This window comes from Nitrospirota bacterium, assembly GCA_016180645.1.
Lineage (GTDB): Bacteria > JACPQY01 > JACPQY01 > JACPQY01 > JACPQY01 > JACPAV01.
The window spans coordinates 112,851-137,755 of the sequence record JACPAV010000011.1; the positions used below are offsets into that span (position 1 = coordinate 112,851).

At 60.9% G+C, this 24,905-nt stretch carries 27 protein-coding genes and 1 tRNA gene; 9 read left to right on the forward strand and 19 right to left on the reverse strand.

What is annotated here, in order from left to right:
- Positions 1 to 3 precede the first annotated feature (3 nt).
- The 3 genes from thiC to HYT87_08665 are packed head-to-tail and all read left to right on the forward strand — an operon-like array spanning position 4 to position 3,562.
- Positions 4 to 1,404: a phosphomethylpyrimidine synthase ThiC gene (gene thiC, locus HYT87_08655; protein ID MBI2059826.1), complete on the forward strand. Its 1,401-nt coding sequence runs from the start codon at positions 4 to 6 to the stop codon at positions 1,402 to 1,404.
- Positions 1,405 to 2,232: a YIP1 family protein gene (locus HYT87_08660; protein ID MBI2059827.1), complete on the forward strand. Its 828-nt coding sequence runs from the start codon at positions 1,405 to 1,407 to the stop codon at positions 2,230 to 2,232.
- Between the two features lie 52 nt (positions 2,233 to 2,284).
- A complete protein-coding gene (locus tag HYT87_08665) occupies positions 2,285 to 3,562 on the forward strand; it encodes a DUF3089 domain-containing protein (protein ID MBI2059828.1) in 1,278 nt (425 codons plus the stop codon).
- 6 nt (positions 3,563 to 3,568) lie between these two features.
- Here the strand turns inward: HYT87_08665 and HYT87_08670 are convergent, their stop codons facing one another.
- From HYT87_08670 to HYT87_08685, 4 genes are all read right to left on the reverse strand, one after another.
- The gene (locus HYT87_08670; GenBank protein ID MBI2059829.1) at positions 3,569 to 4,363 is read right to left on the reverse strand and encodes a thiazole synthase; all 795 of its coding nucleotides are present in this window, start codon (positions 4,361 to 4,363) and stop codon (positions 3,569 to 3,571) included.
- Positions 4,364 to 4,385: 22 nt separating this feature from the next.
- On the reverse strand, positions 4,386 to 4,592 hold the full coding sequence (thiS, locus tag HYT87_08675; GenBank protein ID MBI2059830.1) for a sulfur carrier protein ThiS: 207 nt from the start codon (positions 4,590 to 4,592) through the stop codon (positions 4,386 to 4,388).
- Between the two features lie 10 nt (positions 4,593 to 4,602).
- Positions 4,603 to 5,754: a glycine oxidase ThiO gene (gene thiO, locus HYT87_08680; protein MBI2059831.1), complete on the reverse strand. Its 1,152-nt coding sequence runs from the start codon at positions 5,752 to 5,754 to the stop codon at positions 4,603 to 4,605.
- A gap of 93 nt (positions 5,755 to 5,847) precedes the next feature.
- Positions 5,848 to 6,420 (reverse strand): hypothetical protein, encoded by a 573-nt coding sequence (locus HYT87_08685; protein MBI2059832.1) that lies wholly within the window; start codon positions 6,418 to 6,420, stop codon positions 5,848 to 5,850.
- A gap of 147 nt (positions 6,421 to 6,567) precedes the next feature.
- Here HYT87_08685 and HYT87_08690 point away from each other — a divergent pair, with 147 nt between their 5' ends.
- Together HYT87_08690 and HYT87_08695 are read left to right on the forward strand one after the other, a co-directional pair.
- Positions 6,568 to 8,106 (forward strand): aldo/keto reductase, encoded by a 1,539-nt coding sequence (locus tag HYT87_08690; GenBank protein MBI2059833.1) that lies wholly within the window; start codon positions 6,568 to 6,570, stop codon positions 8,104 to 8,106.
- Positions 8,107 to 8,126: 20 nt separating this feature from the next.
- Complete coding sequence (locus HYT87_08695; protein MBI2059834.1) at positions 8,127 to 8,612, forward strand: tetratricopeptide repeat protein; 486 nt, start codon at positions 8,127 to 8,129, stop codon at positions 8,610 to 8,612.
- A gap of 31 nt (positions 8,613 to 8,643) precedes the next feature.
- On the opposite strand, the gene HYT87_08700 is transcribed toward HYT87_08695, so the two are convergent.
- From HYT87_08700 to HYT87_08715, 4 genes are all read right to left on the reverse strand, one after another.
- Positions 8,644 to 8,922, reverse strand: coding sequence for a fibronectin type III domain-containing protein (locus tag HYT87_08700; protein MBI2059835.1), 279 nt, complete (start codon positions 8,920 to 8,922; stop codon positions 8,644 to 8,646).
- Positions 8,923 to 9,120: 198 nt separating this feature from the next.
- A complete protein-coding gene (locus tag HYT87_08705; protein ID MBI2059836.1) occupies positions 9,121 to 9,306 on the reverse strand; it encodes a hypothetical protein in 186 nt (61 codons plus the stop codon).
- Between the two features lie 308 nt (positions 9,307 to 9,614).
- Positions 9,615 to 9,908, reverse strand: a complete 294-nt coding sequence (locus tag HYT87_08710; protein MBI2059837.1) for a hypothetical protein — start codon at positions 9,906 to 9,908, stop codon at positions 9,615 to 9,617.
- A gap of 173 nt (positions 9,909 to 10,081) precedes the next feature.
- Positions 10,082 to 11,350 (reverse strand): flagellar hook protein FlgE, encoded by a 1,269-nt coding sequence (locus HYT87_08715; GenBank protein MBI2059838.1) that lies wholly within the window; start codon positions 11,348 to 11,350, stop codon positions 10,082 to 10,084.
- A 172-nt stretch (positions 11,351 to 11,522) separates the two neighbouring features.
- Between HYT87_08715 and HYT87_08720 the strand changes: the two genes are divergently transcribed.
- Positions 11,523 to 12,077, forward strand: coding sequence for a hypothetical protein (locus tag HYT87_08720; protein MBI2059839.1), 555 nt, complete (start codon positions 11,523 to 11,525; stop codon positions 12,075 to 12,077).
- A 95-nt stretch (positions 12,078 to 12,172) separates the two neighbouring features.
- Here the strand turns inward: HYT87_08720 and HYT87_08725 are convergent, their stop codons facing one another.
- Positions 12,173 to 12,970: a DUF4412 domain-containing protein gene (locus HYT87_08725; GenBank protein MBI2059840.1), complete on the reverse strand. Its 798-nt coding sequence runs from the start codon at positions 12,968 to 12,970 to the stop codon at positions 12,173 to 12,175.
- Positions 12,948 to 13,268 (reverse strand): hypothetical protein, encoded by a 321-nt coding sequence (locus tag HYT87_08730; protein MBI2059841.1) that lies wholly within the window; start codon positions 13,266 to 13,268, stop codon positions 12,948 to 12,950. The genes HYT87_08725 and HYT87_08730 overlap by 23 nt, the downstream gene beginning before the upstream one ends.
- 48 nt (positions 13,269 to 13,316) lie before the next feature.
- On the opposite strand from HYT87_08730, the gene HYT87_08735 reads away from it, so the two are divergent.
- Positions 13,317 to 14,846: a protein kinase gene (locus HYT87_08735; GenBank protein ID MBI2059842.1), complete on the forward strand. Its 1,530-nt coding sequence runs from the start codon at positions 13,317 to 13,319 to the stop codon at positions 14,844 to 14,846.
- Positions 14,847 to 14,854: 8 nt separating this feature from the next.
- Positions 14,855 to 16,171 carry a sigma 54-interacting transcriptional regulator gene (locus HYT87_08740; GenBank protein ID MBI2059843.1) on the forward strand — a complete coding sequence of 439 codons (1,317 nt, stop codon included), beginning with the start codon at positions 14,855 to 14,857 and terminating at the stop codon, positions 16,169 to 16,171.
- 109 nt (positions 16,172 to 16,280) lie between these two features.
- Here the strand turns inward: HYT87_08740 and HYT87_08745 are convergent, their stop codons facing one another.
- From HYT87_08745 to HYT87_08780, 8 genes are all read right to left on the reverse strand, one after another.
- The gene (locus tag HYT87_08745; protein MBI2059844.1) at positions 16,281 to 17,477 is read right to left on the reverse strand and encodes a PEGA domain-containing protein; all 1,197 of its coding nucleotides are present in this window, start codon (positions 17,475 to 17,477) and stop codon (positions 16,281 to 16,283) included.
- A 40-nt stretch (positions 17,478 to 17,517) separates the two neighbouring features.
- On the reverse strand, positions 17,518 to 18,465 hold the full coding sequence (locus tag HYT87_08750; protein MBI2059845.1) for a M23 family metallopeptidase: 948 nt from the start codon (positions 18,463 to 18,465) through the stop codon (positions 17,518 to 17,520).
- 162 nt (positions 18,466 to 18,627) lie between these two features.
- A tRNA-Sec gene (locus HYT87_08755) sits at positions 18,628 to 18,723 on the reverse strand.
- Positions 18,724 to 18,777: 54 nt separating this feature from the next.
- Positions 18,778 to 19,809, reverse strand: a complete 1,032-nt coding sequence (locus tag HYT87_08760) for an NAD-dependent epimerase/dehydratase family protein (GenBank protein MBI2059846.1) — start codon at positions 19,807 to 19,809, stop codon at positions 18,778 to 18,780.
- 24 nt (positions 19,810 to 19,833) lie between these two features.
- The gene (locus tag HYT87_08765; GenBank protein MBI2059847.1) at positions 19,834 to 20,682 is read right to left on the reverse strand and encodes a metal ABC transporter permease; all 849 of its coding nucleotides are present in this window, start codon (positions 20,680 to 20,682) and stop codon (positions 19,834 to 19,836) included.
- Between the two features lie 7 nt (positions 20,683 to 20,689).
- Positions 20,690 to 21,607 (reverse strand): zinc ABC transporter substrate-binding protein, encoded by a 918-nt coding sequence (locus HYT87_08770; protein MBI2059848.1) that lies wholly within the window; start codon positions 21,605 to 21,607, stop codon positions 20,690 to 20,692.
- A gap of 11 nt (positions 21,608 to 21,618) precedes the next feature.
- Positions 21,619 to 22,740 carry a hypothetical protein gene (locus tag HYT87_08775; protein MBI2059849.1) on the reverse strand — a complete coding sequence of 374 codons (1,122 nt, stop codon included), beginning with the start codon at positions 22,738 to 22,740 and terminating at the stop codon, positions 21,619 to 21,621.
- Positions 22,741 to 22,828: 88 nt separating this feature from the next.
- Positions 22,829 to 23,221, reverse strand: a complete 393-nt coding sequence (locus HYT87_08780; GenBank protein MBI2059850.1) for a hypothetical protein — start codon at positions 23,219 to 23,221, stop codon at positions 22,829 to 22,831.
- Between the two features lie 63 nt (positions 23,222 to 23,284).
- On the opposite strand from HYT87_08780, the gene HYT87_08785 reads away from it, so the two are divergent.
- Positions 23,285 to 23,647 (forward strand): metallopeptidase family protein, encoded by a 363-nt coding sequence (locus HYT87_08785; GenBank protein MBI2059851.1) that lies wholly within the window; start codon positions 23,285 to 23,287, stop codon positions 23,645 to 23,647.
- On the opposite strand, the gene HYT87_08790 is transcribed toward HYT87_08785, so the two are convergent.
- The gene (locus HYT87_08790) at positions 23,648 to 24,898 is read right to left on the reverse strand and encodes a hypothetical protein (GenBank protein MBI2059852.1); all 1,251 of its coding nucleotides are present in this window, start codon (positions 24,896 to 24,898) and stop codon (positions 23,648 to 23,650) included.
- Between the last annotated feature and the right edge of the window lie 7 nt (positions 24,899 to 24,905).

The window sequence follows — 24,905 nt, forward strand, 5'->3', positions numbered from 1 at the left end:
GCGATGAACCATGGCCTTGGGCCAGGAGGATTCGCCATGAAAGCAAACGTGACCGCCAACGGCAATCGTACGCAAATGCACTCTGCCCGCAAGGGGGAGATGACTCCCGAGATGAAATTCGTCGCCGAGCACGAGGGACTGGACACCGAGTTGGTCCGCTCCGAGGTGGCGCGGGGCCGGATGATCATCCCCGCCAATGTGAATCACCTTGCCCGCAAGCTCCGACCGATCGGGATCGGCATCGCGGCCTCCACCAAGATCAACGCCAACATCGGCAACTCGGCCATCACGTCCGACGTGGGACAGGAGATCGAGAAACTCCACACGGCCGTGCACCTCGGTTCGGACACCGTGATGGACCTCAGCACCGGCGGCGACATCGACGGGATTCGCAAGGCGATCGTTGCCGAAAGCCCCGTGCCCGTCGGAACCGTGCCGATCTACCAGTCCATCGCCAACGCGCGTGGCCGACTCGAAGACCTCACGGAAGACGATCTCATCGGCATGATCGAGCATCAGGCGAAGCAGGGCGTGGACTATTTCACCATTCATGCCGGCGTCCTGCGGAAGTATCTCCCACTCACCCAGCATCGCATCACCGGCATCGTCAGCCGCGGCGGCGCGCTCATGGCCCAGTGGATGATGATGCACGACAAGGAGAATCCCTTCTACACCCACTTCGAGGCGCTCTGCGAGATCATGAAACAATATGATGTGTCCTTTTCGCTCGGCGACGGCCTGCGTCCCGGTTGCCTGGCGGACGCAAACGACGAGGCCCAATTCGCCGAACTTGGCACACTCGGAGAACTCACCCTGAAGGCATGGGAACACGACGTGCAGGTCATGATCGAAGGTCCCGGCCATATCCCGTTCGACAAGGTGGCCATGAACGTCGAGATGGAGCAGAAGCTCTGTCACGAGGCGCCGTTCTACGTTCTCGGCCCACTCGTCACCGACATTGCGCCTGGATACGATCACATCACCTCGGCCATCGGCGCAACGATGGCCGGATACGCCGGCGCCGCCCTCCTCTGCTACGTCACTCCAAAGGAACACCTTGGGCTACCGGACGTGGAGGACGTTCGGCAGGGCGTGATCGCGTACAAGATTGCGGCTCACGCGGCGGACGTCGCCCGCGGCCGAAAAGGGGCGAGGAAGCGGGATGACGAAATCTCCAAGGCGCGATTCGAATTCGACTGGGAAAAACAGTTCGCACTTTCGCTGGATCCCGATCGGGCACGCAAAATGCACGATGAGACGCTCCCGCACGAAGCCTTCAAAACAGCGGAGTTCTGCTCCATGTGCGGGCCGTCCTTCTGCTCCATGCACGTGACCAACGAGGTCCGCTCCCTCATGGGCGAGGCGACGAACGCCGGACCCGCCGCGCCCGCGTCGACCACCTGAGTGGACACCTTTCCCGCCGCGCCTGATGCGGGCACCCCCTCCCTTCTGCTGAGCGGCAGGGACGGCGATCAGAATGGTCAGGGGGTCCACGCGCCGCCCCCGTGGGACTCGCCCGCTCCGATCGACCCCTCCGGGCCAAAGGGATCGTCCTTCGTTCGCCGAACCTGGGAGGACTGGGCCGGCGCCCTCTTCTCGCCGCGCGTGTTCTTCCGGGACCTGCGGAGCCGCACCTCCATCAAGCAGGCGCTGGTCTTTGGGATTGTCTTGAATGCCGCCGGGTCTCTGCTCTCCTTCCCCGTCTCGCTCCTTCGGTGGAAGAGTTCATTGGCCATGCTGGAACAAGACGGCCTAAGCCGCTTCTCGTTTCTTCGGCAGATGCTCCAAACGGCTGATTCGGACTCCTTCCTCAAGCTCGGCGCCTATCTGTATCACGGCGGCTCGATCCTGCTCTCGCCGATCACCGTTCCCCTCTTCTATCTCGGGCTTGCGATGACCTTCATTCATCCCACGGCCCGCCTCCTTGGAGGAAAGGGAACGTTTGTCCAGACCGTGATCGCCCTGACCTACACCAGCGCCACCCAGCCCCTACTGCTCCTCGGAATTCTTCCCTTCTTCGGATATGGGGCCTATCTTTTCTATACGACCCTTCTCGCGACGATCGCCGTGCGCGAGGCGCATCAATTCTCCACGGGCCAGTCCCTCGTCTCCCTCGGGCTCGGAGGCGTGGTGGCTCCGTTCGTCCTACTCATCATCACGCTCGTCCTTGTCGTGCTTCTCATCACCGGCGGCTCCGCCGGGCAGCTTCTGGAAACCTTCCAAGCCGCATGACGCACCCGCCGCACCGGGTCAATGCTGAATGTTGACAAACCCAGACTGGAGAATGTCAACATTCAGCATTGACCCCAAATGGCTCGCGATGCTGCTCGCCGTCGCAGTGATGTCATGCAGCGGAGGAACCGACTCCTCATTCTCGCCCGGACTCGCCCGGAAACTGGCCGAGGATCTAGGAGAGACTCCGCTCGATTATTCCGATCCCGCGAAATGGGCGTGCACGGCGGACCGGAAGGACGATGTGTGCGATGTGAACTACACGGACACCCGAATCGAAGCCGATGGATCCACGACCCATCAACCGGCGGCGCCGGACCCTTCGGCACCCATCGATTGCTTCTACATCTATCCCACAGTGGATTGGAGTTTCACGACGGGCAATCACGACGATTTGTCGGAAGTACGTCTCCCCGAGCTCACGGTACAAACCCAGGCAGGACGATTCTCGGAAGTCTGCCGCGTGTTCGCCCCGTACTACCGGCAGGCCACCATCGCCAGCTACGCCCTCACCAATGCGGAGGGCGAACGTATCTTCCGGAAAGCGTTCATGGACGTGGCCACGGCCTTCGAGTACTACCTCGACCACTGGAACAACGGCCGACCGATGGTCCTCATGGGCCACTCGCAGGGGGCGCAAATGACTTCCTACCTCCTCCACCTCTATTTCGACGGTGCGGACAACAAACTGAGGACAAAACTTCTCCTCGCGCTGCCCATCGGCTTCAATGTCTTCACACCGACCGGTCAATTCGTCGGGGGATCATTTTCGGACATCCCGTTGTGCACGTCCTCGGACCAAACCGGTTGCGTCATTCACTACCGGTCGTTTCCAGAGGGGTATGAGTTTCCGCGCCGCACGGCCATCGGGGGCAGCATCGATGAACTTCTGGGGTCCATGGGCTATCTTTATCGCTCCTATTCGGCGGGAGATGTCGTCTCGTGCGTGAATCCCTCGAGCGAATCTGCCGGCCCGACGGATGTCGTGATGGACGGCAACGGGAAGACGCAGCCTTCGAATGACGCGCGGATTCTCGAGGGGACTTTCCTGATGGGGTTGTTCACATCCCCGGGGGCGAGCCCCACGGCCGTCCAGTCCGCCCAACATCTGCCCGGCCGCTACACGGCTACTTGCCGAAAAGAGCCGGACGGCGACGCCTATCTTGCTATCGGCCTTCGCGAACGGTCAGGCACAATCGACGTCCGAGGGGACCCCCTCAGCACGTCGCAATCCCTCGGCAGCCTCGGACTGCATCTTTACGATTTCAACCTCGCCCTCGGAGACCTGATCATGCAGGTGCGCGTCCGCTCCGCCGCATTCAGCCGTTAGCACCCATCACCCTCCGGACTTCGGCTCCAGCATGCCCTCCAGCGGGCTGGAAGCCGTGGCGTAGAGTCGGCGGGGAATTCGACCCGCCCGATAGGCGAGCCGCCCGGCCTCGGCGGCGAGTCGCATCGCGCGCGCCATCTGTACGGGATGCTCGGCACCCGCAACTGCCGAATTCATAAGCACGCCGTCCGCTCCGAGTTCCATCGCCACGGCCACATCGGACGCCGTCCCCACACCCGCATCCACGATAAGCGGCACTTTCACCAGGTCCCGTATGATTTGAAGGTTGTACGGATTGCGGATGCCCATGCCGGAACCGATGGGAGCGCCCAACGGCATCACCGCCGCGCATCCCATGTCCGCGAGCTTCCGGCACGTAATGGGATCGTCGTTGCAATAGGGAAGCACAACGAAACCCTCGGCCAGAAGGGTCTGTGCCGCCTTCAGCAGCTCGGGCACATCGGGGAATAAGGTCTCGTCGTCCCCGATGACCTCGAGTTTCACCCAGTGGGTGGTGAGTGCTTCCCTCGCGAGCTGCGCCGTGAGGACGGCTTCCTTCGCCGTGTAGCAACCGGCCGTATTCGGCAGGATGAAATACCGGGATCGATCGAGGAGTTTCAGCACGCTTTCATCGGAGGAATCCTTCAGGTTGAGGCGGCGAATCGCCACGGTCACCATTTCCGTTCCACTCGCTTCCAGAGCTTCGAGCATGACGCGAGGGCTGGGGTATCGCGCCGTCCCCAGAATCAATCGCGACCGGAAGTCGCGGTCGGCGATATGCAGGGTATCACCCCTGTCCATGTCTTGCCCCGGAGCCATGCGCCTAGCCCCCCTGGACGGGGCGGACAATCTCGATCCGATCGCCCATTTGAATCCGCAGAGAACCCCATCGCCCTTTCGGAATCACTTCGTCGTTCACGGCGACGGCCGTTCCCGATTGCTCGGGGGAGAGTTGGAGATTCCGGATTACATCCGACAGGACGGCATTCTCATCTACCGACACCATCTCACCGTTCACGGAAACGTCCATGACCCCGCCCTCATGAATCCAGACGGCGGTTCGCGAACCGCATCGGCGAGAACGGCCGGAGTACATCCGGGCAGCGGCCGGTCGTCAGCAGTTCGCTCATCGCGTAAGCCGTGATAGGAGTGAGCAGGATCCCATGCCGGTAATGACCGGTGGCATAAAAGAGTCCCTGTACGTCCGTGCCGCCAAGCAAGGGCGCGTGGTCTCTGCTCCCCGGCCTCAGCCCGACCTGAATCTCCTCCAGATGCAGCTCATAGATCGCGGGCATGGCCTCCCATGCCCGTTGGAGCAGTTTCATGATCGGCCCGGCCGTGGGGAGTGTGTCGAATCCCATCTCCTCACTGGTTGCACCGACCATCAGGCGGCCATCGTCCTTCGGCGCCAGGTAGACGTCCGGTGCCCGGACGGCATGTTTGGGCCGGCACGCGTCGGACATCCTGAGTGTGAGAATCTGACCTTTAACCGGGCGGACGGCCGGCGCGATGGCCGTGGGAATCCCCGCGATGTCGCGCGACCAGCAACCTGCGGCCACGACAACGGTCTCCGCCTCCATCATTTCCTCGCCGGCGCGAACCCCTCGCACGCGACCGTTCCTGATCGAGATCGATCGGACCGGAGTCTCCTCATGAATTTTCCCCCCTCGTGACTTTACGCCGCGGATCAAGGCCTCGACCATCGCCCGGTTATTGACCTGGGCGTCACCCGGCATCCACACGGCGGCGCAGGTCCGCGGAGATAGAAGCGGCTCCCGCTCGCGCGCCACCGCTCCGTCCAGCCACTCTGCGGCCAGTCCCACCCTCTCGCGGAATCGCATCAACCGCCGCAGCCGTTCGACATCATCGCGGTTGAGACCGATCATCAGGCTCCCGCTGCGATCCATCGCCACCTTCCTTCCCGAATCCTCTTCCAACTCCTGGATACACTGCGGGTACAAACGGAGGCTTGCCTCGGTGAGGCGCAGGAGGTCTTCCTCTTCAAATCCCGCCTCTGCGCCCGGGGCCAGCATCCCGGCGGCCACCCAACTCGCGCCACGACCCGCCCGGTCGCGTTCGAGAATTTCAACGGATCGGCCCCGACGCGCGAGCTGCCAGCCGAGGGAGAGGCCGACGATTCCGCCTCCGACGATCACGATCCTCTCATGCTCCACGATGGTGCCCCCAGTCATTGCGCACGGCTGAGCCGATGCCTCGCTCGCCCTTCGACGGGCTCAGGGTGAGCGGGTTATTTCCGCTCATGGTGATCCCGTCGACCAAGCGGTTCAGAATTCGATTCGCAGGACGGCGCCGTAGGTGTCCCGCGTCATCAACGGCGCCAGGCGCAGTCCGTATTCCTCCCGCCGATCCGGCGGCCCCTCGGAGTACCTTCGCACGGCGTCGTCAATATCGAACCAATCATAGATCGTCAGAGCGGTCCAGCCAACCCCCCCCAGCAGGATGGCCATGGACTCCCCTGGCCTAAGCGAACGGTCTTCATCCTTCGCACCCGCAGCGGCGCCCGCGGCCACGCCCATCGCCAGGAACCGGAACATTGAGAATAAGAACGCATGCTCGTATTCCTCGCAGTAGACATGCCCCATGGACGGCGCTACCCCCAATCCCGCCGCGCCGAGCACCGTGCCCATAGCCTGGGCATTCGCGTTGTCTTGCGATTTTCCGAAAAAGTACAAACCGGCCCCGCCGCCGCCGACGATCAGAGTGGATCCGATACCCAGAAAACGAGCCGTCCCCACGCTCTTTGTTCGGGGCTCCTGGGCGGCCGCCGGACCGACGTGGGTCCCGACCAAGGCGAGAACGACGGTCGTCAGGGTTCCAAATCTACACCAGAATGGCATGTGGCTATGCTTCCCGGCTCCCATGCGGCGGGCAGTCTACCATAGATGACCCAAAAACATGATTGAAAAACGCTGGAACGACGCTGACAGGAAGGAACGATCCGCGTTCGTCTTGTGGACCCCCCGTGGCCATGTTAGCGTTGTGGAATGATTCGGGGGCACGCCACCGAAGAAGGCACCGCCGCGTATGCGCGCACACACACGGCCACGGGGAATGGGTTTCGTTCCTTCGGCAAGACCGGTCTGACCACCGGGCCGGTGGGATTTGGGGGATACCGCATCCATCCATCGGACGAAACTCACGCCGAAGCCCTCTCCGCCGCTCTCTTGCGAGGTTCCAACCTCATCGATACCTCCAGCAATTACACCGACGGCGGCAGTGAGACGCTCATCGGTCACGTACTCCAGGAGTTGATCTCAAAAGACAAGCTCAAGCGGGAACAGGTCGTCGTCGTTTCCAAAGTCGGCTACATGCAGGGAGAAAACCTGCGCGTGGCGGAAGAACGCGAGAAGGCCGGCAGGCCCTTCCCGGAAGTCGTTCCCTACATGGATGGCTGCTGGCATTGTCTCCATCCGGATTTCCTGGAGGATCAACTTCAACGTTCGCTGGCGCGGCTCGGTCTGGACTGCATCGACGTCTACCTGCTCCACAATCCCGAATACTATCTGGGTTACGCGCGGAAAAAGCAGCCCGATTCGATCGCGACGCTCCGAAAGGAGTACTATCGGCGGATTCGGCAGGCATTCGAATGGCTCGATCAACAGGCGCGGGCGGGTCGCATCTCCGGCTACGGGATTTCTTCCAACACATTCCCTTCCGCGGCGGATGATCCGGAAGCCACCTCCCTGGAAGACATCCTCAAGGCCGCCGGCGAAATGGGCCCCTCCTCGCATTTCACCGCGCTGCAACTGCCCATGAATCTGTTTGAATCTGGCGGATGGACCCGCAAGAATCAACGCTCAGGCACGGTGAGCGTTCTGGAACTTGCCCGTGAGAACGGCATCGGGGTCTTGATCAACCGCCCGCTGAACGCAATCACGGGAAACGCCATGATTCGTCTCGCGGATTTCCCGACGGAGGACGAGGCGCTCACTCAAAATCGAATTCAGAAGGCTCTCCAGTCCGTCGTTGCGTTGGAGCAGGAGTTTTCCGCCACGGTATGGCCCCAGGTCGCCGCGATGGGCATCGACGAGCGGGCGTCGACAGCCTTCTCCCTCGCCGGCGAGCTGAAGGACCACTATGCTTCCTTCGAGAACTTGGAGCACTGGACGCACGTGGCCGAATCGATGGTCTGGCCGCGGTTTTCGCAGTTGGCGGGGTACCTCGATCAGGCCACCCGGGGCCATGCGGGCTGGCGCGAGTGGGCACGTCGGTACGGACGCGCTCTGGGCGATCTGACCGAAGCCATCTCTCAGCTCTATTCCAGCCGCGCGCAAGTCCGCTCCGTGCGCATCACCCAGGAGCTGGAGGATCTCGATCCCGAGACCAAAACCTCTTCGACCCTCTCTCAAAAAGCGATTCGCGCCCTCACTTCCATGCCGGGAGTCTCGTGCGTTCTCGTGGGAATGCGAAGGCCGGCCTACGTGACCGATAGTCTGACCGTTCTCTCCCAGCCACCCTTCCATCTGCCCGCGAAGCTCTTCGAGCAAAGCGATCGGGTTGCGCGGGCCGCGATGGCGGCTTAAAACATCTTCCGAGGCTGACGATGGACGACGATCTGGAAAAGAAACGGGCCTTGGAGCTCTGGAATGAGGGTTTACGCGCCCAGATGGAGGGTAACATCGAGAAGGCCATCGAGCTCTACACCCGATCCATCGAGATTCATGCCACGGCCGAGGCGTACACCTTCAGGGGATGGGCCTACAGCTTTCAGAACCGCGTGGACGAGGCGATTGAGGAATGCAAGAGAGCCATCGAAGTCGATCCGACGTTTGGGAATCCTTACAACGACATCGGATCCTACCTAGTTCACAAGGGCAAGAACGACGAGGCCATTGAGTGGTTTGAAAAAGCGAAACTCGCGCCGCGCTACGACCCGAAACATTTCCCCTACATGAATCTCGGGCGCCTCTTCGCGGCGAAGGGCATGATCCTCCGCGCCATCAAGGAATTTGAGGAAGCCCTCAAGATCCAGCCCCGCGAGCCCACCTGCATGAAGGCCCTCCGCGAACTCAAAGCCGGACTGAACTGAATAGGGGACATTCTACTTTTCCGCCGAAATCCTATTTCGCTGCACCTCCTGGAGGGTGGGTTACCGCCGAAGCTTCATTGCTCGGTTCAGATCGCCCTCCACGATTGGCGTAGTAAACGCGATACGTGTAGCGCGTGTTTGCTCTCAGTCCGGAGTCCTCGTGCTTGTTGGTGCCTGGATCGAGAAGCGCGATCTCCGCAAAATCGGAACCCACTTCCCGCCGCTCCACGCCGGTCTTGTGGGTCACCCCCTCGCGATTTCGCCATTCAAGAGCAACTGACGTGGCGTTCAAGGGCGATGCGGTCAACATGCCGGGCCAATCCAAGGGCGCGGGTGCAAAAGTGCATCGTGCGCTCTCACATATCTCTTTCCCGGGGAGCGAGGCACAACTGGCGATTTCGTGGCATTCACAGCCGCTCTCCCTCCATCCCTTTTCCCATCCTTCAATTCGGACCAACTCCGAGCGACGTGTTCCATGGGGGCATAAGCAAGGATCGCCCACCGTCACTCAATCGGCATCTTCGGCACAGGACACCTCCTGGGAAAGGACGATTTCTTTTCGGATCGTTTCCAATCCCTGATCGCAGGCTTCCTGTCGTCGAATCTCCTCCTCGAGCTCCTCCTGTGTCATGCGGTGGATCGTGCTCGCACGCGAGAAACCATCCCTGACTCCTCCCCGTTCTCCACCACGCACGCCGGTATCCTCATCTCCCGTGGCAGCCTTGCAAGCGCGTGCTCCTGAAGTGCTGTCTTCGGCAATGAGATACTACGGCTCCACCTCGGCGATCACGTTTTCGTGTCCTGAGCCACAGCCAAGCAGAAGACACAATCCGACCAACCAGTTGAATGGGTTGGCTTTGGGCTGGTGCCTTCGGGGTGCATCAGGTGTCATCTGTCTAATTCCCCCGAATCGATCCTCATGGACCGAGGATACGCCTTTCGGGAAAGCGAATCCAGAAAAGGGGACACTCTACTTTTCCGAGAAGCTCCCCGGACGGCGCTTCAGCCCCGGCGCAGGCTTTGCCACAGAATTTCCCGGGCTAGCGTTTGATACTTGGTTCCCGCCTGCCGGGCGGCCTTCTTGAGATGCCGGATGAGCGTCTTGTCCAGCCGCAACGTCACCGGAAAACGCTCTCCGGATTTCTCTCTGAAGTCTCTCAGGACCTCGCTGAGGGAAACCCGTCGCCACGTGCCGTAATCAAGGGGATCGTGCTCATCCCAGAAATCGCTCTCTTCTTCAACGGACCGGAACCGAGGCATCTGCTTCGGGCCCCGAACGATATCTTTTTCCTTCATTTCTTCCTCCGGTTTTTGTTGTAGAGCCGCCTTTGCCTCTCAGACATGTCGCGTGCCGTGATCACCTTGGCCCTGCCCGGCGCTACGTGGATGTAGACAGTCATGAGGAACCGCCCCGACGACGTGCGGCCGAGCCCCTGTACCTCTTTTCCCCACACTGATTGTGCTCTCCGCTACCGGCGGAGGTTGATGATTTCCTGGGTGAGGGAGTCGTTGACGGTGAGGAGGCGGAGGTTGGCGCGGTAGCCGCCCTGAGTGCGAAGCATCTGAACGAGTTCCGTCGAGAGATCGACGTTTGAAGTTTCCAACGCACCGGAATAAATCGAACCGGCGCCTCGCGTACCCGGAGTTCCAAGCAGCGCCTGACCGGACTCCGGGGTCGCGGCAAAGAGATTTTCACCGAGCGGGCTGAGTCCCGTCGGACTTGCAAAGGTCGCCACGGCCACACGCGCAACGGGCGACGACTGGCCGTTGGCGTAAAGCGCAAACACGGTTCCACTCGTATCCACCCTGGTTCCCATCACGGCGCCGTATCCCGATCCATCGCCACTGATCCCATTCACCACGCTGTCCGCGGCGTACTGGGTGGCGCCAACCGTTCCTGTTCCTCCACTGGACACGGGGTTTCCAAATGAGAAACTGACGTCCTGGCTCTTCGCTCCCGAGAACACAAAGGTCGAATCCGCGGTATTCGAATCGTAGAGGCGTCCGTCGTTCGTAAATCTCAGCGTTCCGTTGGCCTGCACCGTGGGCGTACCGCTCTCAGAGGTCACGCCATACCATTCCCATCGAGCCACCTGCGAGGATACTCCCGTCGTCGGGTCCGTCACCGTGTCAGTCCCGGCCTTCCGGAAATGCATTTCCACGGCATGGGGATTCCCCAGCGAATCGACCACCGTGGCCGACGTGGAGAAATTGGCCGTGTTCGGCGCATCGTTCACGTCGAATGCGGCCTTGATTTCTGAGTTGGAATCGAGATTGGCCGAAAACTCGATTTTGGTGGTCGCTCGAACACTGCCCGCCGCCGATGGCAATTGGATGTCTCCGGCCGCCCCCTGGAGCGCCCCGCTACCCGAATTAACCTGGAATCCCTGAACACGCCTCCCGCCTGAATCCACAAGGAAGCCATCCCGATTGAAATGGAACGACCCCGAGCGGGTGTACGAAAGCCCGCTCCCGGATTCGCGGACCGCGAAAAACCCATTGCCGGCCAGCGCCATATGCGTGGGAATCCCCGTCGACTCGATCGCGCCTCCACCGATCTCCGCGGCCACGCGCCCCACATCCACCCCAAGGTTGCTCGGCATTTCACGCAGATCCACTCTCGACCGGCTGAACCCGGAGGTATTCATATTGGCGATATTGTTGGAGGTCACGGACAACTGGCGCATTAGGCTCGACATGGCCGACAGCGCGATGGATGACCCCGGGCCTCCGATCATGGACTCACTTTCCCTTTCACTTCCCCCATAGACATCAGGATACCGTCCCCTTTTGAATTTGTCATCGGAATCTTCACGACTAACTTGAGATTGTGACCCGGATCACCCCCCCCTCGACCCCTGTGCGCGTTGACGCCACGGAGCGAATCGGGCACGATGACCGCCAGTGACAATGAAGACCTTCCCGGTCCACTTCTGGGCCTTCACCGCTGCTAGCCTCAGCATGGGAACGTGTGGCACCGAATCGACGCCCGCAACCCCCGTCGTGGAGTACATCGCTCAGGATGCAGATTTCGATTGCATGTTGAATTGGGATAGGGTCGGAAAGTTCCGCATCATCAACCGGCTTGGAATGCAGGCGGAGGCCTTGGCCGTCGCCCGCGGAGACAAGAAAGGGCCCTTTCCCGTCGGCACGATCATCCAACTCGTACCCGTGGAGGCGATGGTCAAACGCGGCCGCGGCTTCGCCCCCGAGGCAAACGACTGGGAATTCTTCTTCCTCGATCCCAAGATCGACACCGAAGGCAACCCGGTGGGCAAGACGATCCAGACCCGCGGCGCCCGGGAAACGATCAATCGGTTTGGAGGAAATTGTTTCGACTGCCACGTGAAGGCGCAGTCGTTCGATTTCATCTGTGGGACCGATCATGGGTGCGATCCCATTCCGTTGGCCGAGGCGCCGCTCATCGACGGATTCCAGACCGCCGACCCCTCCTGCCCCCACTGAAGAACGGGGCCCGTCGGCCCGTCCACCCTTCGACAGGCTCGGGTGAGCGGCATTTTCCGCTCATGCTGAGCGCCGTCGAAGCAGGAGCGGCCTGCCTACTCTCCCGCCGGCAGCCCCTCTTCTTCCGGAGACGGGGGAACAGGCCGGGAGCGCTCGGCGGAAGTATCCCGGTAGTCCGGTGGCACCTCAAAGATCTCGGTCCCGATTGGGATCTCTTGGATGCTCGTGATCTCGGTCACCGCATTCTCTTCATCCACATAGGACATCAGAAAGCCCTCCGTACGGAGGTCCACCTGCGTGATCACACTCGGCCCCCGCGCCTTTTCAATTCTCTCGCCCACCGCCCGGTAGAGTTTGAGCAGGGGCTTCGGAAGATCCTTCGAGTAGCAGACTTTGCCGAATGCCTCACCCGAAACAACCACCTCGTATTCCGAGCACGCATAAGTGGAAACTTTTCGCTTCGTCCCCAGGGGACGCAGGCTCAGGCCTTCATTCCGACCGCCGAACTCACCGATAATCTGGTCCCGGTCTTCCGTGAGCGGTGTGAAGTACGCCGTTTTCCGGACGTGGTCGACATTCGAGATTCGCCCTTCCCGAAGATTCCAGATCTCGGTTTTGTCCACTCGGAGCGTGCCGTCGGTCGGCGAAGGCTCGCCGGACATGTTCACGCGGATCCGGTCGGCTTGCAGATAGAGCTCGATCTTGAACACCTGCTCCTCGAATTGGCTTTTCTGGACGAGGAGCCACGCCTTCTCCTTCGGCCGGACGGAACTGGGTGCTCCCTGGGCGGCTTTCTCATCCGCGTAGGCCGCCTCCTCGCCCAGGAGGAGGGTGAGGACGATCAGGCAGGTCGCGAACACGGGGGCCGACTCAAACGGTGCGGATTTCGCCACGGGCTTCCACCTCGTACGGGTTCTCAAGATATGCCGTGCGGCGATCGCGGAACCGGAGCCAGTTGCGAACGAAAAACCACATGTACTTCGGCCACATCTTGAACCCCTCCCGCTCAAACTGCAATATGTGCACACGTTCGTGTTCAAGCACCTTTTCCGGCAGAGGCAACACGTAGGCGAACACCTTTCGACCCATCGTGACCGCCACCCGGCCCGGCACGAACCACGCCGAGACCCGGCCCACGATTCTCCAAGGCACACCCTGCGTCACGACACGAATTTCGCGTTTTTCATCCATCTTCATTGCGCGCACCGACCCCGCATGTTAGACTTCAAACCCTCAGCCATGCAATCGGTCGGGAGGAGACCCGGGCGTTCGCGCTCTGCCCAGCAAACCGCCATCGGTCGGTACGAGATTCTCGAACGGATCGGATTCGGCGGCATGGCCGAAGTCTACAAGGCTCGCCTCCGCACCGACCGCGGCGCCGAGAAGATCGTGGCCGTCAAGAAGATCCTGCCGCAGTGGGCCGACGACGACCAACTTCGCAACATGTTCCTTCACGAAGTCAAAGTCGCCTTTTCCCTCTCCCACAAGAACATTGTCTCGGTTTTCGACCAAGGGGAAGCGGACGGCTACCACTATCTCGTCATGGACTACGTCGAGGGCAAGGACCTCGGCCAAGTGCTCCGTGCCCTGGGTCATTTGCGAAACCGCATCCCGGAGCCGTTGGCGGTGTTCATCGTCGCCGAGATCGCTGCCGCATTGGAGTACGCCCACACGAAGCAGGACCGCATGGGCCGCCGCCTGAATATCATCCATCGCGATGTGAGTCCCTCCAACATCTACATCTCCTGCGAAGGAGAGGCCAAACTCGGCGATTTTGGAATTGCGAAAATAGCCGTCAATCCACAGACTTCCGTACATATCCTTAAGGGTAAATGGAGCTACATGTCGCCCGAGCAGGCGCGTGGCGAGGACATCGACCACCGTTCGGATCTCTACTCCCTTGGGCTCGTTTTCTACGAATTGCTTTGCGGTCGAAAGTGCTTCTCCGATGAAAACGAGATGAAGATTCTCGAGAAGGCTCGCCGCGCGGATCTTCCGAACTTCAAGGAAAGCGGGATTCCGGAAGGACTCCTCCCCATCGTCAGCAAGGCGCTGGAGGCCAACCCCGAGGAGCGATACGCCTCGGCAGCCGGGTTGGAGGACGAGTTGAGACGGTTCCTCCATCGCTTCGGATCGGAGCGGTGGGAACGCCGGCTGGGCGCCGTTGTCAGCGAGTTGTTCCCGGCCCAAGCCCAAACCGGATCGAAAGATGATGAGCAAGAGGAAACCGAGGAGAAACAGACCAAGGTGATTCCGGGTGCCGAGTCGCCTTCCCCACGCCCCTGGCGGACGCCTGTCTTCGTGGCCGCGGGCGCCCTGCTGGGGATCTCCACGGCCGTGGCCGCGCTACGGTTGTTTCGCGAGCAGGAAATCCAGACGGTGGTCGTGGCTCCCCAGAAGTCGCCCTCGGCCGCTGCCGAGCCGAGCGCTCCCCACCCGCCCTCTCTGGCACCCGACTCAACCACACCGGCGACCGCTTCCTCAGCCGGATCCAAGACCGTCCCCGCGGCAGTGGGCACCAGCCTCCACACGCAGGCCGAGCCCGCGGCCCATGGATTCCTGAATCTTAGCTCCACCCCATGGGCCAACGTCACCATCGACGGGAGGCCGGTGGACGCGACCACTCCTTTGATCCACTACAAGCTCGCAGCCGGCCGTCATGAAATCCAGTTGAGCAATCCGTACACCCCGATGAAGAAGTCCCTCAAGGTGGACATCCGCGAGGGCGAGACCCAGAACCTGGTCGTCGATCTCCAACTGAACCGCTGATTCGCTCCATGGACCTCACCCCGGACACCGTCACCAAGCTCATCTACCTCGGGGAGAAGCCCACCAAGCTGGTCTACCGAAAACTCCTCTTCCGCATTCTGAAGGGCCCCGAGAAAGGACGGAAATTTGTATCCGATCGGGATCAGATCCGCATCGGCTCGGCGCCGGACAACCAACTCGTGCTGGCCGACGACACGATCTCGCGCCACCACGCGGAGATCCGGCTCGATCCCAAGGGATTTCTCGTGCGGGACCTCGGGAGCACCAACGGCACGTTCGTCAATGGCGTACAGGTCAACGAGGCCTATGTCCCTGCCCATTCGACGCTGACCATCGGCGCCACTCACTTCACCTTTGAGCCGCTCAAAGACCGCGTTGAGGTCGACATCAGCGAGAAGACCGTTTTCGGCGAACTGGTCGGGATCAGCGTCCTTCTCCGCCGAAGCTTCGCCTTGTTGGAGAAAGTAGCCGGGAAGGATGTAACGGTGCTCATCGAGGGCGAAACGGGCACCGGAAAAGACCTCGCGGCCCGCGCCATTCATCAATCCGGCCCCCGCAAATCCGGTCCTTTCGTGGTCTTCGACGGCGGCTCCGTGCCCAAAAACCTGGCCGAGAGCGAATTGTTCGGCCACGTTCGAGGCTCCTTTACGGGGGCACACTCCGACAAAATCGGCGCCGTCGAGCAGGCGCACCGGGGAACACTGTTTCTCGATGAGATCGGCGAACTGGATCTGGAACTCCAACCCAAGCTCCTCCGCGCCCTGGAACAGCGCGAGGTGAAGAAAGTCGGTTCCACCACGATGGCACACGTGGACGTCCGTTTCATCGCCGCCACGAACAAGAACCTGGAGGAGGAAGTCGAGAAGAATCGATTCCGGAAGGATCTTTTCTATCGGCTGAACACCATTCGTATCACGATGCCTCCGCTCCGGGAGCGGCGCGAGGATGTTCCCGTACTTATCGACAAGTTCCTCAAGGAGTTCAACGCCCCTCCCGACTACCGGCTACCTCCCGAAGCCGTTCCCCTCTTCCAATCGTACAGTTGGCCCGGCAATGTGAGGGAGCTCCGGAACACCGTTCAGAAGATGCTTGTTTTTTCAGATCCCCGGGAAGCCCTTACACCGCGCGAAGAGGCGCCCGCTGGAGAAGTGGACCTCTCCGTCCCCTTCAAAGAAGCCAAACATGAAGTTCTCGTGCAATTCGAACGCCGGTATCTCTCCCAGCTCCTTTCTGAAAAGGGCTACAATGTCTCGGAATCCGCGCGATCGGCCGGCATCGACCGGAAGTATCTTGAGCGGATGGTGAAGAAACTGAATCTAAAATAGAGCCCCGCCGAGCGGGACAAGCCATCAGCTGTCAGCGGTCAGCTCTCAGCCAGGAACCGGCCTTCTCTGCAGCGGACGACTGAGCGCTGAATGCCGAACGCTTGATCGACTACTTCTCCACCCGGATCGTCACCACTTCCTGACGAAACGCATCCACCACGAAGGGGGTCGCGGCACCCGTCAGGGCCACGCCCACGACCGTCGGCCAGAACCACTTTTTCCGGATGATGGAGGCGAAGGCGAGCGGCGGTTTTTCACCGCGATGCCACTGGAGTATCCGTTGGACCACGCGCTCCAATTCCGGGTTGTTCTTTCCGAATTCTTCCTGGTCGTCCGCTCCTGAAAGTTCGATCGGATCACCGATGGCGATTCCCTTCCCCTCCCGATAAAGGGCCCACGCCAGCCTCCAATGCTCCCCGCTCGATTCAACCTTCGCCATGCATACCGTGTTCACGCCCAAGAGGCCGGCCACCCGCTGAAAGGGAACGGCCGACACGGTGGGTTGGGAAAAAAACTCTTTAACCGTTGAAGCCACCATTTCGGAGCCTTGACGCGGCGTGAGGTAGGCCTTCAGTGTGTTCTCCGGGAGCGGCAGCGAGATGCGCTGAACGAATGGGCGCGTGTCATCCCTCTCGAGTTGAAACAGGTAGGTCAGCCCCGAGCGCAGCGGAACCGTCAACGGAGTTTCGCCCATCGGCTTCCCGTCGATGATCACGGTGGCCGACCCCGGCTCGGACACCACGTGCACGGGGACGGTCGCCTCGCGCTCGATCTCCTGTGCCACGGCATTGAAGAGCGTGCTCACTCCCGGTGGAAACCTCAGTGGATCGATCCATGCCGCCGTGCCGAGGTCCGCCGCCTTCCGCAAAAGTTTGGAGGCCCCCACCCGATCCTGCCGGACAAGAGACAACATGGCCTGAAATACCTTGATGTCGAACAGGGCCTTTCTCAACGCCTCCGGGGAGTCGCCCCAGCTCAGGAGCGCCTCCTCGGCATGATCGAGATGGGTCGTCGCCTCGTCGAAATTGAAGTATTTGTAGGCCAGCCAGGCCTTCTCGATCCATTCCGGAACGGGAGGGGAATCGGCCGGCGCGGTCGGCTGGAGTGCGACCGGATCGATTCGGGAAACCGACAGACCCTCGCGTTTGACCCCCTGTTCCACGAGGAGCAGGGCATTGGCCGCCAGGGCGGGCGGCGCGGCCGGATCGTGCGCGAACACCAGCCCGATATCGTCGCTCAGCGCCGGCGGGGCCTGGATGATGAGGATGGCCCAGAGAAGCGTGGTGGAGATCCAGAAACGTTTCATCCCGTGCAAGCGGGCCCTTGCTCCCATCGCACAGGAGGAACTACAGTCGGCGTCGGTAGAGATGAAGGTCCGCAAACATCCCTTCCGCCGCCGGACCGGAGTCTTCGGCCGCTTCCAAGCCGCCCAATCGAAGTAGGGACATCGGATCGATCCGCGCACCCATGAGCCGCACGCCCATGTGGAGGTGTGCTCCGCGGGCATGACCTGTACGTCCGGCAAGACCGAGGGCTTGTCCGCGTGTCACCGCCTGCCCCTCTTTCACGTCGACCCGGGAGAGGTGGGCATACAGCGAGTGCAATCCTCCGCCATGGTCCAGAATCACCACATTGCCCTCGAGCAGGAACCGATCCACCAAGGCCACGGTCCCCTCGCTCACCGCGTTGATTGGAGTCCCGGACCTCGCGCGCAGATCTACACCTGTGTGCGGCATGAGGGCGTCCCCCCCCGCAAACCGACGCGCCGCAAATCGGCTCGTCACTTTCAATTCGCCTTCCACCGGCGAAGCAAAAGGGACCGACCATTGAAAACCTGGACGAACCGTCCAGAAAATCCGATTCATCTGAGCCTTTTCGCGCCGCACCCGCTCGATGACCCGTGGGTCCCTGTTCCCTCGTCGTCGTCCGAATCCCTCCCAGGATCGAACGGCATGACACACCGTCACCTCGCCGGAAAAGGTGTGGGGGCGGCCGTGGATGGCGTAGGAGAGCCGGTATGGCCGAGGCCCCTCCGGAGCTTCCATGTCGAAGCCCACGAGCGCGCGCCTTCGTCCATCACGACCTCGTTCGGTACTGACCCAGCCCCCTTCCACGCCTACATCCAGGACCTCGAATCCCGCGGGCGCCAGGGCCAGGATTTCCCCGGGCGATACGCACCGACCCAGATCGAGAGGGCTCTTGAACGGGTACGGGTAGGGATACGGTTCGGAATCGGTGAAGGCCAAGGCCGCTGCAAGAAGGGACAGCACACACGTTCTGGCCAGCGTGATCATTCGTTAGCAACTCTTATAGACGAAACGCCCCAGGTTTTCCAGTTGTCACCCTTTGGGTCCCGCCTATGCTTCGACGGCGCTCAGTACGTGCGGAGCATAACAGGTGACAGTATACTCTAATGCGCGTGAATAGAGTATACTGTCACCTTTTATCCACGGAAATGGCGGAGGATGATGGGAATCGAACCCACCCGCCCCGTTTAGTGAAGCGCACCGGTTTTGAAGACCGGGAGGGCCACCAGAGCCCCTGCATCCTCCGTCCTTGCTGAAGCGTGAATAGTGAAGGGTGATGAGTGAAGAGTAAAGGGGCAATCAGGACACGGAGAGGCGAAGATGGGATTGGAGCCAGCGGGCGGCTTTGCCCAGCACCACGGGGGCGGGCTGAGAAACGTAACCGAGATCTCGACGGATTTTCGCGTCGGAGTAGTACCAGTACCGCTTCGCCGCGATCAGGACCATACCCATTTCGAGTTTGAGCCGGCTGTACAGAAATCGTTCCACGGGTACCAGTGCCGCGCGCGGAAGTCGATAGAAGATGTTCAGCAAGGCGGGATTCACGGCTCGACGAGGAGCCTTGATACCCGTCGCGCTCTCCAGGATCCGGTACATCTCACGATATTCCAGGTTCTCCCCGCCCGAGAGATATTTTTCTCCGGCCTTGCCCTTTTCCAGGCCGAGGACCAGGGATGCGCCCGCGTCATCCACGCCCTGCACGTTGATCCCGCCGTCCAGGTACACGCTCATCTGCCCCTTCAAATAGGGGACGATGGCGCGCGACGAAGAGAGATACACATCGCCTTCTCCAAAGCAAAAATTGGGATACACGGTGACCACCGGCACGCCCTTCCCGACGAACTCGTCCCTCGCCTCTTCGCACTGCTTCTTGGCCCGCACGTAAGGAACCTTCCGCGCCAGATCTTCAAGATTGAATTGGACGGTTTCGTCCGCGGCCTCGCGTCCTTCACCCCGCCCGAAACCGAAGATCGAGCCGAGGAAAACAACTCTCGGGGTCCCAGCGGCCCGGCAGGCCTCGAACACGTTCCGGGTGGTCTGATAATTCGACCGGATCACTTCCTGTTCGAGCTTGGGATCCACGCTCATCCTCACCCACCCGGCCAGGTGGATCACACCGTCGCATCCTTTGACACACTCCTTGGCGAAAGCCAGATCGCCCAGATCTCCATCGAGGATTTCAACGCCGTTCTGGTGAGCGGCAAGATTCTCGATCTTGGAGCTTTTCCGGCGCGAGATCCGGACACGGTAGCCCCGCTCGGTCAGCACCCTCATCGTGTGGGACCCGATGAAGCCGGTCGCGCCGGAGACGTAGACTCGTTCTTTGGCCATTTGGCCGCTGACTATATCGGAGAATCAGCTCCCGTGCGAGGGGTGTGCCATGTTGCCCTTGCGTGCGGTCAACTGCCGGATCACAGCCAACACAACGAGCGCGGCTCCGAACGTGCACACCACCGTGGCCCCGGTGGGGGTGTCGAACCGGTAGGACCCCCACATCCCCAGCAGGCTCACGACGGTTCCCATCGCCCATCCAATGGCCAAGCGGTGCCCGATCGATTCCGAAAAGAGAATTGCCGCGACCGATGGAACGATCAAGTATGAGAACACCAAAAGGACCCCCGCGATGGCCACGGAGGACGTTACCATCACGCCGAATGTCGCGTAGAACAGGAAATCCCACATTCGCACATTGTACCTGCGCCTCACCTCACCATCCGACTCCGTGGAAATGGCCAGGAATGGTTTTCGCCACAGCCAATGCAACACCCCGATCACGGAGTAGAGTGCGGCGAGCTTGATTACTTCGGTGGGGGTCACGGCCAGGAGATTCCCCACCAACAGGTGTTTGATGTGTTCCGCGCCCTCCGGAAGCCTGTCCATGATCAAGATCGCAGTCGCGGCGCCCATGGCATACACGATCCCGATGATCGCTTCCTGGGGAATTCGCCCGTTCCTTGCCCTCGTCAGGGCAAAGAGCGCCGCTCCCAACAGGGTGAATCCCAGCGAGAAGAGGTAGGCGGCCTGGCCGTGCAGCTCGAAGCCGCACAGCAAGGCGATGGTCGCGCCCAGGGCAGCCACTTGCGCCAGGGAAAGATCCACGAAAATGACGCCTCGCTCCACCACGTGGAGTCCCAAATAGGCGTGGATCCCGGTGATGACGAGGCACGCGACCGACGGCCAGAACAGGAATTGCGCAACTTCCATCATCGGATCACCCCCGATTCTCCAAGGCTTCTCTTAGGCGCCGGACCTGCGCGTCGAAGAGATCGAAATAGGTCTTGATTTCTTCCGTTCCTCCAACCGACGGAGGAAACACCACGAAAGTTGCGCCTCCTTCACGCGCGACTTTCTCGGGAAGTTTCGGATCGAAGTAAGGTTCCACCAGCACCAAGGGGATCGCCTCCGATCGCACCTGCTCGATCAGGTCATGAATATGCGCCGGCGAAGGTGGAATCCCCGGCTTGGGCTCGATGTAGTTCACCACGTTGAGACCGAAACGCCCGGCAAAGTTCGGCCAGGAGTTATGATAGGTGACGACCTTGACTCCTTTGTAGGGAGCCAGAAGGGTGTCCCACTCCTTCTCTTTGCCTGCAAGTTTCACCTCAAATCGCGCGAAGTTGGCCACGTAGTCCTTCGCATGATCACGATCCAACGCGGCAAGCCTCTGAGCGATACTCCTCGCGATGATCCGGCCATTGCCGGGATCAAGCCAGTAGTGGGGATTGCCGAGCGGATGCACGTCGCCGAGCGAGCGATCGACGCGTCCCTCCGGCCTTTGCGTGATGTTGCAGCCTTCGGAGGCATCCATGAAACCCATGTTGCCAGGGAGGATTCTCGGATTCCTCGCGTTGGTGAGCAGGGACGTGGCCCACCCCACTTCGAGTTCGAGTCCCACCTGGATGTACAGATCGGCCCTCTTGAGTTTCAGCAGGTAGCTGGGCTTGGCCTCCACAAAATGGGGATCCTGGTAGCCTCGCGCGATGGGGGTGGCATCCACCCAATCGCCACCGACTTCGCGGGCCAACGCGGAGAGGTCTTCGGTAGTGGTCACCACCTGGACCTTGGCGAGAGCGAGTGAAGGAATTGCGGACAAGAGCGCGACGGACAGAAACATTGTTCGAATAGTCATGATAAACCTCCTTAGAACGGATCGGCGCCGTGCGGGCCGATATTGAAAGTGACCTTGAGAAGGCCGAGGGTGTCTTCCGCCCCACCTTCCTTCCACACTTGCTTGCCTTGCAAACTTATCCGGCAGAATTCGGAAGTCGCAAATGTGAGGTAAGCAAGACCGCCGGTCACACGATCCGATCTGTCCGTCGGCGACTCGGACCAGTCGTACCGGGCACCGGTGCGCCAGCGCCGCGCGAACTGGTATTCGAGGTGCGAGAACAGGCCGGCAGTCGCCAACGCGGAATCGGCCGCCCGCTCGCGGTTGTTCAAGAAAGCTTCTGTTTGCCAGAACCAGGAGCCGTAAATCGCCCGACGCGGATTCTTCCACCGCATCGTCAAGTCCACCCCGTAGAGTCGGTTTCCAGGTGTGAATGATTCGCCCGTCGCCTCGTCCGCGACCGGGCCCGCCGTCCCAAGGGCGACGCTGGCTCCAACATTGGCGTTCAACGCTTCGGTCAGGTCGTGGTAGCTGCTGAGACGGCCGACGTAAAGCAGGTCATTCCGGCCTGCGGCACCGAAGGCCGGGGTTTCCTCCGTGTCGGGCATATTCATCGCTTCGGCATCCAGGTTGATGAGCCACCATGGATTGGGAACGTGCCACGAGAGTGCTCCACCGATGCTCGCGAGGCCCTCATCGCCCAAGTACCGTTCCTGCGCAAGGGGGCGGTCGGCAAAGGCGGTTTCCGGCCTGTGAGTACGATTGAATTTCCCGAAGTCCGCCTTGAACTTCCCGAGCTTGAGCGACAGATCCGCAGGGAGCGCAAACCACGTGAGATATCCCTCTTCGAGATCGACGCCTCCCTCGCCTTCCACCGCTACGAAGAAGTCAGCCCGGGCGAAGGGGTCGACGACCGACTGGAAGGCCAATTCCGCTTCCTTGAATTGGAACCGCGGGGTCTTGTCTTCTCCCGCCTCCGTTTCCCTTTGCCCCGCTTCGGCCTGGAACCATCCGATGGCGCTGATATTCGGATTCAGAATGTTTGACGATTGCAGTGCTGCGCCGCTCGATTGGGGCGACGTGGATTGCGACCACGCAACCAGCGGGCCCGCAAGAAACGCAAGCCCGATCAGCGAAATGAAAACAACTCTCATAAAACAGTTCCTCCAATGGCAAGAATCAGTTTCCTCGGGCTGGAGCCCTAAGGATGACGGATTGTTCGGCCCCTGTAGGCCGGAGGAGCTAGGCGCGAGGAGGAGACTGCTTGGGGGCGAGGAGGATCAGATCGACGGTGCGGAGGACCGGGCGGGCCACAACGCTCCGATCCGCAACCTGGCTCTCGGGCACCGAGAGCATTCGAACTTGGGATGCCGTACCGACCAGACTTCGGGCCGAGGCGAGAAACACACATCCATGATTATGGCCGGCCACATCCCTGCGCTCTTCGGCGTCCCCTGCCCACCCATGGGCGGAAGGCAGGGACGCGGCGACCGAGGGATCTTGGTGAACGACCTCGCCGTGGCGGGGGCAGATTCGGTGTTGCGTGAAGGCCCCATGGGCCAGGGCGGAGATCTGACCGAGGACAAACAGGACGGCCACCCACCCAGCCATGCGCCTTCGCAGATTTGTCCGCATTCCTCCAAAATACCTGCCGCTTCCCCGCTTGTCAATCCGGGCATATCGCGATACGCCAAAGCGATGACCCCATCGCGCTTTCGAGAGTTGGTGGAAAAGGCTCTGGGGGAGCTACCCGAACAATTCCAGACTCACGTGAGGAATGTCCAAGTCACGGTCAAGGCCGCCCCGGGCGCCGAAGCCGATGGGCAGCCGGACGCGGACACCCTGTTGGGCCTCTACGTGGGAGATCCGCTCACGCAGCAGAGCGCGACCGAACCGCCGCTCTTCCCGGCCCGAATCTTCATCTACCGGGACAGCATCCTTCAGGAGAGCGGCGAGGATGAGCGGCTTATCGTGGAGGAAATCCGAATCACTGTGCTGCACGAGATCGGACACCACTTGGGGTTGGATGATGAGGAGATGGCGATTCTGGAGGAGGAGTGATCAGTCTTCGCGCTTGACAAGCCCTTCGCCGGACACGTACCAACCGTTGTGCAGAGGCGGCTCTCCCTCACCTGAAAAGGTGAGCTTGATGGCCTTCGGGTAACTCTTCTGCTCCACTTGGAGGATGCTCGTACCCGACAGCACGATTTCGAAGGACTTCGGAGTCTTGTACGGTCCGCCGTTCCACGCCGACCACTTCCCGGTCACAGGGTCCTGTGTCCTGCTTTTCCGACCGTAATCGAGGAGCAGCATTCCATCCTGTTTCAATGCGCGCACGGACACGCTGGTCCGGCCCTTCAGGGGTTGACCGTAGATTCTGAGGGATTCCTCCGTCTCCACCGTCCAGAGCCGATCTTTCCCTCGCACTTCCGTGCCGAGCACCTTCATCCGGGTCACCTTCATTTGAGACGCATCCTGCCTGATATCCTGGTAGATGACTTTTCCCGCCGTCAGCGCGAAGTATTCCCCCGCGCGGATAGAGGCCAGCGTGTCGAGTCGAGTCTTCGCCGATTGGATTTCCGAGATGAGGCTTTCGGCCTGCTTCATCGCGTCGGAAGGCAGCCCTTCCGTCTTCAACTCCATCGCAGAGACGTACGCCTTCTCGACCTCCCCGGCGGCGAGGAGCTCCTTCATATCCTCCAAGGACCAGTACAATTGCCCCACCGAGGATTCCAAATCCCGGTAGCGCCGATCGGGTTCCTCCCCCAATCCCATTCCCAAATCCTCTCCGATCTGAAAGGCGCGGTGGAGTTCCATGTAGGCATTCAGGTGGCGACCTTTCTGGCGATGCTCCAATCCCGTTGCGATGTGTCCCACCATCTCAGCGGCCGCCAAACGCGCATCCGATTTCCGCTTGGGAAACGGCTGCGGACCGATCCGTTTCAGAACGGCGCGCGAGCGTTCACCCTTTGCCGACTCGGATACGGTCCCATAATCAAGACCGCCTGATCGTAGCTTCTCCATGCCGTCCATCACCTCTTCCCAGTGGGCGGACTGTACCGCCTTGTCGATCCCGATCACCGCCAGGACATCCTGCATCCGGAGCAATCCTGCCCGCGACGGGATAACGAATTTTCCGGATCCGGCAGAAACGGCGAGCTGGTAATGATCGAGGGCCTCTTGAAATTTCCCCTGCTCTTCCAGTTGAGCAGCCAACTCGAAAGGCTTCTTCGACCGGTCGCAGGCGGAGAGGAGGACCGCCGCAATCATCGCGCCGGCTCGGACGTGGTGAACCAGGATGCTGTGTTTCAATTCAGGA

Coding starts and splice junctions, on each gene's coding strand:
- HYT87_08745 (MBI2059844.1), bottom strand. CDS start 17,477: ATGAAACGTTTCTGGATCTCCACCACGCTTCTCTGGGCCATCCTCATC.
- HYT87_08700 (MBI2059835.1), bottom strand. CDS start 8,922: ATGTTGACCGCATCGCCCTTGAACGCCACGTCAGTTGCTCTTGAATGG.
- thiC (MBI2059826.1), top strand. CDS start 4: ATGAACCATGGCCTTGGGCCAGGAGGATTCGCCATGAAAGCAAACGTG.
- HYT87_08720 (MBI2059839.1), top strand. CDS start 11,523: ATGAAGACCTTCCCGGTCCACTTCTGGGCCTTCACCGCTGCTAGCCTC.
- HYT87_08775 (MBI2059849.1), bottom strand. CDS start 22,740: ATGAGAGTTGTTTTCATTTCGCTGATCGGGCTTGCGTTTCTTGCGGGC.
- HYT87_08785 (MBI2059851.1), top strand. CDS start 23,285: ATGACCCCATCGCGCTTTCGAGAGTTGGTGGAAAAGGCTCTGGGGGAG.
- HYT87_08730 (MBI2059841.1), bottom strand. CDS start 13,268: ATGGATGAAAAACGCGAAATTCGTGTCGTGACGCAGGGTGTGCCTTGG.
- HYT87_08750 (MBI2059845.1), bottom strand. CDS start 18,465: ATGATCACGCTGGCCAGAACGTGTGTGCTGTCCCTTCTTGCAGCGGCC.
- HYT87_08665 (MBI2059828.1), top strand. CDS start 2,285: ATGTCAACATTCAGCATTGACCCCAAATGGCTCGCGATGCTGCTCGCC.
- HYT87_08735 (MBI2059842.1), top strand. CDS start 13,317: ATGCAATCGGTCGGGAGGAGACCCGGGCGTTCGCGCTCTGCCCAGCAA.
- HYT87_08685 (MBI2059832.1), bottom strand. CDS start 6,420: ATGCCATTCTGGTGTAGATTTGGAACCCTGACGACCGTCGTTCTCGCC.
- HYT87_08760 (MBI2059846.1), bottom strand. CDS start 19,809: ATGGCCAAAGAACGAGTCTACGTCTCCGGCGCGACCGGCTTCATCGGG.
- thiS (MBI2059830.1), bottom strand. CDS start 4,592: ATGGACGTTTCCGTGAACGGTGAGATGGTGTCGGTAGATGAGAATGCC.
- HYT87_08710 (MBI2059837.1), bottom strand. CDS start 9,908: ATGAAGGAAAAAGATATCGTTCGGGGCCCGAAGCAGATGCCTCGGTTC.
- HYT87_08715 (MBI2059838.1), bottom strand. CDS start 11,350: ATGATCGGAGGCCCGGGGTCATCCATCGCGCTGTCGGCCATGTCGAGC.
- HYT87_08695 (MBI2059834.1), top strand. CDS start 8,127: ATGGACGACGATCTGGAAAAGAAACGGGCCTTGGAGCTCTGGAATGAG.
- HYT87_08765 (MBI2059847.1), bottom strand. CDS start 20,682: ATGGAAGTTGCGCAATTCCTGTTCTGGCCGTCGGTCGCGTGCCTCGTC.
- HYT87_08690 (MBI2059833.1), top strand. CDS start 6,568: ATGATTCGGGGGCACGCCACCGAAGAAGGCACCGCCGCGTATGCGCGC.
- HYT87_08670 (MBI2059829.1), bottom strand. CDS start 4,363: ATGGACAGGGGTGATACCCTGCATATCGCCGACCGCGACTTCCGGTCG.
- thiO (MBI2059831.1), bottom strand. CDS start 5,754: ATGACTGGGGGCACCATCGTGGAGCATGAGAGGATCGTGATCGTCGGA.
- HYT87_08770 (MBI2059848.1), bottom strand. CDS start 21,607: ATGACTATTCGAACAATGTTTCTGTCCGTCGCGCTCTTGTCCGCAATT.
- HYT87_08740 (MBI2059843.1), top strand. CDS start 14,855: ATGGACCTCACCCCGGACACCGTCACCAAGCTCATCTACCTCGGGGAG.
- HYT87_08780 (MBI2059850.1), bottom strand. CDS start 23,221: ATGCGGACAAATCTGCGAAGGCGCATGGCTGGGTGGGTGGCCGTCCTG.